Origin of the sequence: Alistipes intestinihominis (assembly GCF_040095975.1) — a bacterium.
Classification (GTDB): Bacteria; Bacteroidota; Bacteroidia; order Bacteroidales; family Rikenellaceae; genus Alistipes; species Alistipes senegalensis.
This window is the reverse complement of record NZ_JBBMFL010000021.1, coordinates 40762-51998: the sequence shown is the minus strand read 5'-3', so window position 1 is coordinate 51998 and position 11237 is coordinate 40762. Positions and strand designations below refer to the sequence as shown.

At 47.9% G+C, this 11237-nt stretch carries 12 protein-coding genes and 2 tRNA genes; 8 read left to right on the top strand and 6 right to left on the bottom strand.

The annotated features are described in order from the left end of the window. Nucleotides 1–63: 63 nt before the first annotated feature. The 4 genes from WMO46_RS14305 to WMO46_RS14290 all read right to left on the bottom strand — a co-directional run bounded on the left by WMO46_RS14305 (nt 64) and on the right by WMO46_RS14290 (nt 2687). Nucleotides 64–149, bottom strand: a tRNA-Leu gene (locus WMO46_RS14305). 103 nt (nt 150–252) lie between these two features. After that, nucleotides 253–1152, bottom strand: a complete 900-nt coding sequence (gene miaA, locus WMO46_RS14300; RefSeq protein WP_129649872.1) for a tRNA (adenosine(37)-N6)-dimethylallyltransferase MiaA — start codon at nt 1150–1152, stop codon at nt 253–255. Beyond that, nucleotides 1142–1654, bottom strand: a complete 513-nt coding sequence (locus WMO46_RS14295; protein ID WP_019150264.1) for an IS1096 element passenger TnpR family protein — start codon at nt 1652–1654, stop codon at nt 1142–1144. Before WMO46_RS14295 ends, miaA begins: the two co-directional genes overlap by 11 nt. 46 nt (nt 1655–1700) lie before the next feature. Next, complete coding sequence (locus WMO46_RS14290; RefSeq protein WP_129649874.1) at nt 1701–2687, bottom strand: acyl-CoA reductase; 987 nt, start codon at nt 2685–2687, stop codon at nt 1701–1703. 98 nt (nt 2688–2785) lie between these two features. Between WMO46_RS14290 and WMO46_RS14285 the strand changes: the two genes are divergently transcribed. The 3 genes from WMO46_RS14285 (at nt 2786) to WMO46_RS14275 (ending at nt 4954) form a co-directional block, all read left to right on the top strand. Beyond that, on the top strand, nt 2786–3388 hold the full coding sequence (locus WMO46_RS14285) for a nitroreductase family protein (RefSeq protein ID WP_129649876.1): 603 nt from the start codon (nt 2786–2788) through the stop codon (nt 3386–3388). A 109-nt stretch (nt 3389–3497) separates the two neighbouring features. Further along, nucleotides 3498–3570: transfer RNA gene (locus tag WMO46_RS14280), tRNA-Gly, on the top strand. Between the two features lie 181 nt (nt 3571–3751). After that, complete coding sequence (locus tag WMO46_RS14275) at nt 3752–4954, top strand: site-specific integrase (RefSeq protein WP_141405112.1); 1203 nt, start codon at nt 3752–3754, stop codon at nt 4952–4954. Between the two features lie 57 nt (nt 4955–5011). On the opposite strand, the gene WMO46_RS14270 is transcribed toward WMO46_RS14275, so the two are convergent. After that, nucleotides 5012–5851 (bottom strand): hypothetical protein, encoded by an 840-nt coding sequence (locus tag WMO46_RS14270; protein WP_141405694.1) that lies wholly within the window; start codon nt 5849–5851, stop codon nt 5012–5014. 406 nt (nt 5852–6257) lie between these two features. Next, on the bottom strand, nt 6258–7022 hold the full coding sequence (locus WMO46_RS14265) for a hypothetical protein (RefSeq protein ID WP_141405114.1): 765 nt from the start codon (nt 7020–7022) through the stop codon (nt 6258–6260). A 363-nt stretch (nt 7023–7385) separates the two neighbouring features. Between WMO46_RS14265 and WMO46_RS14260 the strand changes: the two genes are divergently transcribed. The 5 genes from WMO46_RS14260 (at nt 7386) to WMO46_RS14240 (ending at nt 10771) form a co-directional block, all read left to right on the top strand. Next, nucleotides 7386–7724, top strand: a complete 339-nt coding sequence (locus WMO46_RS14260) for a hypothetical protein (protein WP_230317625.1) — start codon at nt 7386–7388, stop codon at nt 7722–7724. Nucleotides 7725–7979: 255 nt separating this feature from the next. Beyond that, nucleotides 7980–9065 carry a hypothetical protein gene (locus WMO46_RS14255; RefSeq protein ID WP_230317626.1) on the top strand — a complete coding sequence of 362 codons (1086 nt, stop codon included), beginning with the start codon at nt 7980–7982 and terminating at the stop codon, nt 9063–9065. Between the two features lie 148 nt (nt 9066–9213). Further along, complete coding sequence (locus tag WMO46_RS14250; protein ID WP_141405119.1) at nt 9214–9972, top strand: toll/interleukin-1 receptor domain-containing protein; 759 nt, start codon at nt 9214–9216, stop codon at nt 9970–9972. A gap of 140 nt (nt 9973–10112) precedes the next feature. Next, nucleotides 10113–10499, top strand: a complete 387-nt coding sequence (locus WMO46_RS14245) for a DUF6908 domain-containing protein (protein WP_141405121.1) — start codon at nt 10113–10115, stop codon at nt 10497–10499. Beyond that, nucleotides 10496–10771 (top strand): hypothetical protein, encoded by a 276-nt coding sequence (locus WMO46_RS14240; protein WP_141405123.1) that lies wholly within the window; start codon nt 10496–10498, stop codon nt 10769–10771. The genes WMO46_RS14245 and WMO46_RS14240 overlap by 4 nt, the downstream gene beginning before the upstream one ends. Nucleotides 10772–11237 lie beyond the last annotated feature (466 nt).

Sequence of the window (11237 nt, the reverse complement as noted above, 5' to 3'; positions counted from 1 at the left end):
GAAAATCCCTCTATTACAAACTGCCTAATTCATTGAAATCAATGAATTAGGCAGTTTTTCCTGTACCCGGAGCCGGGATCGAACCGGCACGGCCATTGCTGGCCACAGGATTTTAAGTCCGGCGTGTCTACCGATTCCACCATCCGGGCGCAGTCTTTCAGCGAAAGACGAACGCAAAAGTACGAAAATATTTGCGATTTGCCAAAACATCCGCAACATAACGCCGCGGCAGGCCGAAATTCCTCGTTTTCCCTATTTCGAACCGACATAGGCGATTATCGCCGCATCGTCGTCGGGTGCGAACCAACGGATCTCCGAGTCACGGCGGAACCACGTGAGCTGTCGCTTGGCATAACGCCGCGAATTGCGCTTGATCAGCTCCACGGCCTCGTCGTACCCGATGCGCCCGTCGAAATAATCGAAAAATTCGCGGTAACCGACCGTTTTCAGCGCATTCAATTCCCGATAGGGATACAACGCCCGGGCCTCGGCTTCCAGCCCGTCGGCCAACATCCGATCCACGCGGCGGTTGATGCGGTCGTAAAGCACGTCGCGCGGCAGATCAATGCCGATCTTCACGATTTCGAACGGCCGCGGACGGCGCTCCCCGGTACGCTGCCGGGAGTAGGGCATATGGGTCTGAAGACAGACCTCCAGCGCACGCATCACCCGCGCCGGATTATTGAGATCGGCGGTCCGGCAATACTCCGGGTCCAGTTCCCGGAGTTCTTCGGCAAGCGCCCCGAGCCCCTCCTCCGCCAGCCGGTGCTCCAGCTCCCTCCGCAGCGGTTCGTCGGCCTGCGGCAGGTCGTCCATGCCTTCGCACAGAGCCCGCACATAGAGTCCCGATCCGCCGACGGCAACGACCCAATCATGGTCTGCAAAGAGTTCTTCGAGTCGCGCAAGGGCCTGCACCTCATACTCCCCGCAGTTCAAGTTGTCCGTCAGATCGTGAGAGGCAATAAAATGATGTTCAACAGCTTGAAGATGATCGACAGAAGGCTGCGCCGTACCGATCGGCATCCCCCGGTAGACCTGACGCGAATCGGTCGAAAGAATCGGTGCGCCATAATGGAGCGCCAGACGGATACTCAGGTCCGTCTTGCCCGAACCCGTCGGACCGACCACGACCAGCAGTCGTTTAATAGGCATCGTCGTAGTTGTCGTCGCCCTCGAAATCGTTGAAATCGCTCATCATCTCGCCGAAGATCGAACCCTCATCGTCCACACGGTTCTTCGAAGGGTCGTATTGGTCGGGAGCTTCGGCCTGGGCGTAAATCTCACGCGGGTAGGAGGCTTCCTTGTCGGCTTCGTAAGCTCCGGTCAGCTCCAAGTAATAAGCCCGGTCGCCGAACAGGTCGAACAGATAGATCAGACGGTCGCGGCGGTCGTGAATGATCTGCCCCAAAGTCACCTTTTCCATCGCCACCGGAGCGTTCTCGCTGCCGTCGTCCATATCCATAAAGGTAAATTCGCGCTGTTTCTCCCAGCGGTCGTCGGCCGTAAAGAACGAAGCCATGCAATCCTCGTATTCGAGCGATCGGAGGATGAAATTGTGGAAATCGAGCAGCGTCGTATCGTACAGCACCTCGTAATCGCGCACGAAATTGTCGTTCTCATCGCTCAACATCCGGAATCGGAAAACCATCGACATCGCAGTAATCTATTTTTTATCCGTACAGCAAATATAATACTTTTTCTCAATTCAGCGCCGCCAGCCACGCTATTACATCCCGGTCGTCGGGATAATCGGTCAGGGCGGGCGACTGGGCGCATCCGAAAGCGGCGCGGCGGCTGTGGGGGAGACATTCGGTGACGACGCACTGCAATTCGTCGTCGTGCATCGCAAGCCATCCGGCGACCTCGTCCGGCGTCTTGTAATACGTGTAGGAGATCTGACTCAGAGCCGCCGGGAAATCCCGCTGTTCGACGGCCACGGCAGCCCCCAGATCGCGGAACGGCCGCCCCTGCATCGTGAGCAAGGCCCGTGTCTGACGGTAATTATTTTTGTATTTGTCGCTTACATCCGGCATCTGAAGCGTCGGTTCACATCCTTCGGGCAGGAACAACAGCGACACGCTGCGGCATCCCAACCCGGAGTAGGCCCAAATATCGTCGGCCAATCCGGCCAGCTGCTCCGGCGTTTCATCGCCCGAAAGCACGGCAGCCGACTGACGGCTTCCCCGCAGCAGCGAGGGAATCCCGGCATAGCGGGTGCGGAAATAGCGGTTGGCATTGTCGCTGCCCGTGGCGATCACCGCATCGACGGGCGACACTCCGTCGTAAAATTCCACAGGCACCGATGCGTCGATGTCCCGGAGCTGGCCAACGACATACTCCATCAGCACGGTATCTTTGGCCGAGGGTTTCAACAGACAGCGGTGACCGCTGACGACCGTACACAACAGGTCGAAAAAACCGACGAGCGGAATGTTCCCGGCCATGACCACCAACACGCGGCGCGGCACGGCGACCGGCACGTCAGGGTAGTTCCCCAACCAGGCTTCGAGCTTTTCACGGCTCAGCATATCCCGGGCGATCGCCCCGACGGCACGGCGGACATCGGCCGGCGTAAACCATCCGTTAGCGCGGCAGGCAGCCTCCATAACGGCCTGCGTCGCATTGTCGTCGCCGAATCCGCGCAGACGCGCCCCCAGTTCGGAAAAGAGATCAATTACGTTCTTCATGAACACAAAGATACTATTTCGCTTCGGATTCCGCACGTTTTTCCCGAAGTTGTGCTATTTTTGTAAGAAAGCATTCGACACCAAATACAACGACGACTATGGAAAGAAATCTGAAAGAGGCCCTGCGCCACCGCCGCAGCTATTACGAACTGACACCCCGATCCCCGATCGACGACGCACAGATCGAAGAAATCGTGCGTTTTGCCGTGAAACACGTTCCCTCGGCATTCAACTCGCAGTCGGCACGCCTCGTGCTGCTGCTGCACGAACACCACAAGGCATTCTGGGAGTTGGTGAAGCGAACGCTGCAAGCCATCGTCCCGGAAAAGGCGTTCGCTGCCACGGAGAAAAAAATCGACGGCAGTTTTGCATCGGGCTACGGTACGGTGCTCTATTTCGAAGATACGGAAATCGTGAAAGGACTTCAGAAACAATTCCCGCTTTACGCCGACAACTTCCCCGTCTGGTCCGAGCATACCTCGGCAATGCACCAGCTGGCGGTATGGACGATGCTCGAAGACGCCGGATTCGGAGCCTCGCTCCAGCATTACAATCCGCTGATCGACAACGAGGTCCGCGAACATTGGGGATTGCCGGGACAATGGCGGCTAATAGCCCAGATGCCGTTCGGCATTCCGGCCGGCGAACCTCAGGAGAAGAGTTTCGAGCCGTTGGATGACCGCCTGCGCGTCTTCAAATAACGGATAGGAGAGAAGGGCAGATCGTAAAGAATTTGCAAAATGGAATTGAAAAATTTGGAGATTCGGATTTTTTAGCTACCTTTGCATTCGCAATTACGAAACATGCCATGCGGAAATAGCTCAGTTGGTAGAGCGCAACCTTGCCAAGGTTGAGGTCGCGGGTCCGAGTCCCGTTTTCCGCTCATGACAAACGAGTGATAATCAATGGATTGTCACTCGATTTTTCTTTTTCTGCCGCGTGTTACAGATGTCCGATGTGTAACACAAAACGCCCTAAAATCACCGTTTGTGATACAGAGTGTGATACATAAAATCATGTAACACATACTTTGTATTTTGTTGCTTGCGTAATCCGTAAAGATTATGACAATCAACATCGTATGTCGCAAAGACGCTATCAACAGAAACCGTTTAGCCCCTCTTGCCCTTGTTTTCACCCATGACCGCCGTCGTAAATTCGTTGGCTTGGGTATATCGGTAGCTTTGGAGCATTGGGATTTTGAGAAACAGCAACCGACGGCAGACTGCCCCGACGGAGCAGAGATACGGTTTCAAATCACCTCCAAAATCCGTGAATACGAAAAGAAGATTAAGAAGTTGGAGGTGCTGGAAATCCCCGTTACGTTCGATACACTCTTTGAACAGAACGGCAAACGAATCAACTGCACCGTTGGAGATTATTTCAAGCAAATCATCGACCGATTGGAAAAGGTCGAAAAGTATGGTTCAGCCAGCAAGCACAAGGTAACGCTTGCCCTTATGTCGCAATTCCGCTCTGTCAATATGCGCTTTGAGGAGTTGGATTTGACTTATTTAAGGGAGTTTGAAATCTTCCTGCGTCAGCGCGGCAATGTAAGCAACAGCCTTGCTACCAAGTTCAGCGTACTGAAAGCGGTCTATAATAAGGCGGTTTCAGAGGGTGTGTTCATTCCTAAATCGAATCCCTTTCAGCAATTCAAGGTGGGTAGCTTGTGGACGAACACCCGTAAACGGGCCATAACGAAAGAGGACATCCACAAACTGATTGAGTTGGATTTATCGGAAAGGGACTTTTACACCCAACTTGCCAAAGATATTTTCCTGTTCTCGTATTTCATGGCTGGAATCAATTTCAAAGATATTGCCCTGCTGACTTATGGAGATATTGATAATGGCAGAATCTACTATGCAAGACGCAAGACAGGCAAGATGATGAACTGTTGTCTGACGGAACAGGCACAGGAGATCATCGACAAGTACCACACCGACCAAGTGGAGGAAGATTACATCTTCCCAATCCTTGACCGCAACGTACACACAACCGAAAAGCAAATCTTGGAACGTGTTAAGAAAACGTTGAAGCACGTCAACAAACGCCTGCACGAATTGAGCGAGGAAATCGGACTGCATACGCCATTAACGACTTATGTAGCCCGTCATACTTACGCCACAGTCTTAAAACGGTCAGGCGTTAGCGTAGCCCTCATTTCCGAATCGCTCGGCCATTCTGATTTATCGACGACCCAAATCTACTTGGATAGCTTTGAGAACTCTCAAATCGACGCGGCTATGCAACACTTATTGTAGGAATCGGGAGGTCGGCGCCCCATAAGCGAACCGACCTCCTTTTTCTTTACCTCCGTCCTATCCGAGGTATTGTTCCAGCAGTTCAACGACCATCTGTTCACGGGATTTTAACCCTATCTTGCGGGCTTCCATGATTTCCGCCGCCTGTGCAGGCGTGAGTTTTTTCAATGCCTGCTCTATCTGACGGCAGTAGGCCACGGGGTCTGCGGCGTTGTTATACTGCATGACGATATAGGCAATCAGATACTTTTTCGACAGGAACGAATCTGAAAACTTTTCCTGTGCGGCCTCATACCATCTGATACTCCGCTGATACCATGTTTCGGATTGCAGGATTTTAGGCAGTTCCCCGCTTTTCACGCAGTTCACCAAATCTTTGGGTTTTAGTGAATTTGTCCCCGTACACCATTGCGATATGGTTGCCAGCGGGAAACCCTTGCTGCGGAGTTGTACGGCAAACTCAAAAACGTCGTTCGTCTTGGAGAGCGTCATGGCAGGTGCGGCCATATAGTCCGTTCCTTTCCATGTGGTCGTGCAGATATTCATTTCGGCAATCAATGCCGCAATCGACATATCTACATTCAGCGGCTCGGTAATCACGAGGTCGTTCAGATTCAGACCTAATTTGATATAGGCAATCAATCGGTGTTGACCGTCCAGCACGGCGTAATAGTTCACCGACTGGCTGTCGGGAATATCCTTGCCGTTCAGGTCTACCAAATGTCCGCCAGACGTAATTACCTGTTCACCGTCCACAACCGTAATCGGCGACAACAGCCCGTACTCCTCGATGGACTTCATTTTTGCCGTCACCGCTTTGGAGTTGGTCGGGCGGTTGCCTTTTACAAAGGCGAAACTACGGTTTACAATGACTGAAATTACACTCATTTTTTTCATTTTAATTGTGCGGGTTGACCTCATACCACCCGCGAGGTTTTAATTAGTAATATTGTTAAAAAATGTCTGTGTTTCATTTTCTCGGCGTTAGGTCTGACTGGTGAGCTCTTGCCAGCTCTTGCGGCAGTCGGGTGATGGCTTGGGCAAACTCCCGTCATCGTCCTGCCGTGCGATTCGACCTGCGGCCTTTCGGTTCGGATTCCCTCTCCCTACCGAGAAGCGGAGTGTATGTCAAAGAACCTGTGTTTGCGTTTCTACTGTAAATCCTACGAAAACCATACATAACTCACTATGGCAGAAATAGTTGTCGGATAGTAAAAAAGTGCATGATTTTTACTATCCCTTATTGGCGGAATAAAAAAGGACGGCTCGTGCCGTCCCTTATCATTGGATATGTAAAATGGATTTATCTAAAATTCTTGCCGATCGTCGTCCACTCCCTGTCCTTGTAGGATGTCCAGATTCCCTTGATACCTTCGTCACTATCAAGGAATTTCGGATTATCCGTATAGCCGAAGAAATAGACGATGCGCGAAATCAACAGCATCCTGTTATAGGAAACCTTGCTGGGATTCGTACTGCGGTTATCTTCCTCTTTGAATTGTTCCAAGAGCGGCAAAAAACATTTGATGGCAAGCGTAATCTTGTAACAACTCTTGAGATTCACCGAAAATCCGTCCACCCCGAACGAACGGACATTTGACAGATTGGCATAGAGTTCTGCCACGTTGTCAGCGAGCAACTTGCCCAACGCCCGTTTTGCAAGGTAGGATTCAAGGGTTACGCCGTGCTCGCGCCCTTGCCATGCACGCACTTTGGCATCGGGATTTTCTTGCAGGTATCTGGCGAAAGCCCGAAACTCCTCGAATACCGAGGTCGGAACCTGCTGTACATTTTCCGTCCGTTCCCGTACCACATCATAGACAAAGAGCATCGCCATCCAAAATTTCTCGGTGTCGAGACCCATAGCCCGCAGGGAACGGATAATCGGAGCATTTTCTAAATACCGCTCTTTGGTAATAGAAAATTCCAGCCGTTCGTCCTCCAACTGATGCACGAAATCCCATCCGCGGAAAGAATCGGTCTGATACTGCTCGTCGTTTATATCAGTATCCCAAGTGGGATACATTCGGTTGGCAATCTCGAAAACATAATCGTAAAGCGGGTTCATAGCGGTTGTATTCGGTTAAAGCAAAGATAAAAAATTTCCGCTGAATCGTCTGCACTTAAACTTGCATTTATTAAAGATTTTTACTATATTTGTAAAAGCAAATCCGAGATAGGGAAATTCTTTTTGCTTCCATAGAAAAATAAGTTTACGGGCAGATAAGGACGGCATTAATTGCTGTCCTTGTCTTTGCACTCTATTTCCACATTTTTTGAGTACGAAATGGATATTCCCTTTATAAGTATAGTTTCAAGATTAAAAAATATGGAAGATTTCAGATAAAGAGATATTATGAATAACAACCCATTTACAAATATGAATACAAATCAAAATTGAATTATCGACGCGCCCGCTGGGGCAACTTACTTGTCAGACTTTCTGACGGAGATTCCCGTAAACTGTTTATTTAACAAGAAGCAGACAGGATGCGGTGCTACCGAGTTAGCTATCCGTAACTCCATTCCTACCCTTATCGCCATGCCTTATGTGGCATTGGTAAAGAACAAGACCATTTACCGCAAGGACGCTGTTTCCGTGCTGGGCGTTTACGAGGGTATCGGCGAGCAGGACATCATCGACTATGCACAGAGCCATTCTCCCTTAAAGATTGCCGTTACCTATGATTCCCTGCCGCGAACCATTAAGGCGTTGCAATCCGCAGGTCTTGACCCTTACAAAGAACTGTTCCTATTGGTGGACGAATGACATGTACTGTTCAACTCCTATTCGTTCCGTCATACTGCCATTAAAAACCTGCTGGCAGAAGCCGCCAAATTCGAGAGGGCAACTTACATGACCGCAACCCCTATCGAACGGGAGTATGTTTTAGAGGAGTTGAAGCACCTGCCCATCTGCGAAATCAACTGACCGCATCTGATCGAGGTCAATATCCGCTCCCGTCAGACTTCCAAACCTGCCCACTATATCGTTAAGGAGTGCCGCAAGGTGTTAGACAGCCGATTGGAACACAACCTGCATATCTTCGTCAACAGCGTGGAGTTTATCGCAAAGGTAATCGACCTTGCGAAACTCACTCCCGAACAGGTTAAAGTGGTCTGTTCGGTTAGCGGGGACAATGGAGAGAATAATCAACGCAAGTTAGGCAAAGATTATCCCATCGGCCAGCCGTCCGACCCCGTAAGGAAGATAAACTTTTACACCTCGACCTGCTTTGAGGGTTGCGACCTTTATGACGAGAACGGCGTTACATTCATTGTCAGCGACGGCAACAAGTCCCACACGCTGTTGGATATTTCAACCTTGTTCACACAGATTTGCGGACGCTTGCGGGATTCCAAATACAAGGGCGAGATTATACACGTCTATTCCACGACCAAGTACAGCCGAGATGTTACCCTCGATGAATTTGTTGCGGCCACCAAGAAAACCTTGCAGGAAGCCGTTCAATATGCCGACGAGATAAATTCATTGAGCGATACGGCACGGGAAAAGACCTTGTCGAAAATCAAATACATCAACGAACAATATGTAAGGATAGAAGATAACCGCCTTATCGTGGATAAGAATTTCGCTAATATGGATATAGTCAATTTCAAAATCTGCCGCCATATTTACAGAACCTATGTAAACCTTACGAATGAACTGCAAAGGAATGGCTACACGATAACCCGCCATACGTTCAGCGAGATTATAGAGAAGATGGAGAACAAGGCCAATGCACGGGTTACATTCAAAGAACTGTTCGATGAATACCACCGTCTGAAAACGACACGACCGTTTTTCTCGCTGGACAATCACGAGGAACTATGCGCCCGAATTGCTGTTAAATATCCGTTGGTGAAGCAGGCATACGACGAATTGGGAACAGACAAAGTGCAGGCATTGAAATATCATGTCGGAAATATCCGTCGGGAGTTGACGAAACAAATGCGACTGCCGAGCGAGTATAAAATCGTGAAGATGATAGATACGGTGTTTCCCAAACAGACACTCATTCCCAAGAGCAAGGCCAAAACGGAACTGCAACGGATATACGACGATTTGGGGATTCAAAAGACGGCAAAGGCCGCAGACCTTGCCAAATGATACGAAATAAAGGAAACAGCGCCCAAAATCAACGGCAGGACAACAGCCTGCATTACCATCATTAGAAAGAGGATGATTGTGAAATAATACATCATAATAAAATATTTACTATTTTTGGGTTATTATTGTTACATATAAATTAACCCATATGAAAATATTTATTAGTTGGTCAGGAGAAAGAAGTCAGAAAATCGCAGAACTCTTTAAGGACTGGATTCAATGTGTAATACAAGCAGCTAAACCGTGGATATCTTCACATGATGTTGACCGAGGTGCATTATGGTATACTGAGATATCAAAAACTTTGGCAGACTCCCAGTTCGGTATACTTTGTCTCACACCTGAAAATAAAACTGAACCGTGGATTCTATTTGAAGCAGGAGCCTTAGCAAAAGGTATTGAAGAAAACAGGGTTTGTACTCTTTTAATTGATTTAAAAAATACAGATATAGGCAATCCTCTTGCTCAATTCAATCACACTATTGCGTGTGATAAAGAGAGTATGTGGAAATTAGTACAAACAATAAATAATGCTCTTTTAGAAAACAAATTGCAAGAAAAGGTTCTTAAAAGCGTCTTTGAAACATATTGGGAGCAATTTTCAGAAAAATATAAAGAAATATCTCAACAATTTAAGCCAGAAGAACATGTTAAAAAGAGAAGTAATGAAGAACTATTAACAGAGATTCTGACTACTGTTCGTGCTATTGATAAGAGGTCTCAGGTAGGTTATTTAGATAATTATATATCAACTTATGATGATATAATAAATAGATATTGGTCTCCTTCCGAAGTGATAAAATTTAGAAACTACATGACCCATAATAAGACTTTCAAAGATTTCTTTAATTCAAATAATGAAGGTATTAAATCTAATGAAGTAGATAATCAAGAAGATAAAAAATAATATTAAGAGTATTTATTAATTCTCAATCATCCAATTACTCCAGCCTTAAACAGGTTGGAGTATTTTTTATATCCCCTGCACATACAGTTACTCTATACTAAAGCCCCCTCCCTATTGTCGAATGTAAAACCTTTTCAGATATGAAAACACTTGACAGGAGAGCGGCGGAGATTTTCCGTAGCATGTTAGCTTTACAAACAACCAAAATCGACAATTCGGACGGTACTTATATGCCCGTCTATATCGAACTAATCGGCCGCATCGACAAGTACGACTTTTTTTCGCTGGCTCATTACGGACAGCAGAACGGCGATGCCATGCGCGACCCCGAAATGCTCTTTGCCCTGCACAATGAAACTCGGCAATTCATTCCGTACTACTATCGCAACGACTATTGCGGTATCGAGGAAAACAGCGTCAGATGGTCGGAAGATGGAATAGCGTTGAACCCGCGCTTACAGGCCAGCCACACAACCTTTGCTAATCAATGGCTTCGTAACATAGCCGCACAACAGGGAATCCAATGACGGCACAGCTATTGGTGGAGAACTGCGTACTGACGAACCAAACCGCAGTCGTGGATGAAATGCTCAACAGGCACTTATTACCCGAAGAATATATCTATCCCTTTGTGGGTGATGTCATGGAATGGTGGCTGATTGATTCGTGGCTGGCCGAACGACTGAAACGAGAGGGAGAGGTTATTATCGAGGAATACGGTTGCTGTTGGTGGGGACGATTAGCCAGCGGACAGTCTATCTGTATGGACAGCGTGATACGGAAAATTGCAGGAGAGTAAAACTACAACCGTGGTTCTATTTATTGGAACGTATAAATTACAGAAATTAGGGGTATTGTAATCTCTACAAGATTTTACTACCCCTAATTTTCGTTTTCATGCTGGCATAAAGTCGATAATTGAGGGTTGGAATGATTTGCAATTCCCGATTAGAGGGAATATGTCGGCTTATTTCTTATATATGGAATATCCCAACCAATGAAGAACTTTTTAGAATGTCAATCTTGATTTTCTGAAACTTTAATCCGAAATTTGAATCTACAATACCCCACGAGTGTTGCGTATTGAGAAACATTTTCTAATTTTGTGGCATCGACCCATACGGGCGGTAACATATTAGTTTAGTGAAAGTGTTTCGCTAATCCTTGTACCGAAATCTGACAGTTTCTACAAAGACGAGGATAACGACAACGCTCATCACCGCATATAGGCATATATCATCTGATATATTCTATTCGGTGTGGGG

Bases quoted from the DNA above. Each gene is read 5' to 3' on its own strand.
- miaA (WP_129649872.1), bottom strand. From the start codon at position 1,152: ATGCCTATTAAACGACTGCTGGTCGTGGTCGGTCCGACGGGTTCGGGC.
- WMO46_RS14295 (WP_019150264.1), bottom strand. From the start codon at position 1,654: ATGTCGATGGTTTTCCGATTCCGGATGTTGAGCGATGAGAACGACAAT.
- WMO46_RS14290 (WP_129649874.1), bottom strand. From the start codon at position 2,687: ATGAAGAACGTAATTGATCTCTTTTCCGAACTGGGGGCGCGTCTGCGC.
- WMO46_RS14285 (WP_129649876.1), top strand. From the start codon at position 2,786: ATGGAAAGAAATCTGAAAGAGGCCCTGCGCCACCGCCGCAGCTATTAC.
- WMO46_RS14275 (WP_141405112.1), top strand. From the start codon at position 3,752: ATGACAATCAACATCGTATGTCGCAAAGACGCTATCAACAGAAACCGT.
- WMO46_RS14270 (WP_141405694.1), bottom strand. From the start codon at position 5,851: ATGAAAAAAATGAGTGTAATTTCAGTCATTGTAAACCGTAGTTTCGCC.
- WMO46_RS14265 (WP_141405114.1), bottom strand. From the start codon at position 7,022: ATGAACCCGCTTTACGATTATGTTTTCGAGATTGCCAACCGAATGTAT.
- WMO46_RS14250 (WP_141405119.1), top strand. From the start codon at position 9,214: ATGAAAATATTTATTAGTTGGTCAGGAGAAAGAAGTCAGAAAATCGCA.
- WMO46_RS14245 (WP_141405121.1), top strand. From the start codon at position 10,113: ATGAAAACACTTGACAGGAGAGCGGCGGAGATTTTCCGTAGCATGTTA.
- WMO46_RS14240 (WP_141405123.1), top strand. From the start codon at position 10,496: ATGACGGCACAGCTATTGGTGGAGAACTGCGTACTGACGAACCAAACC.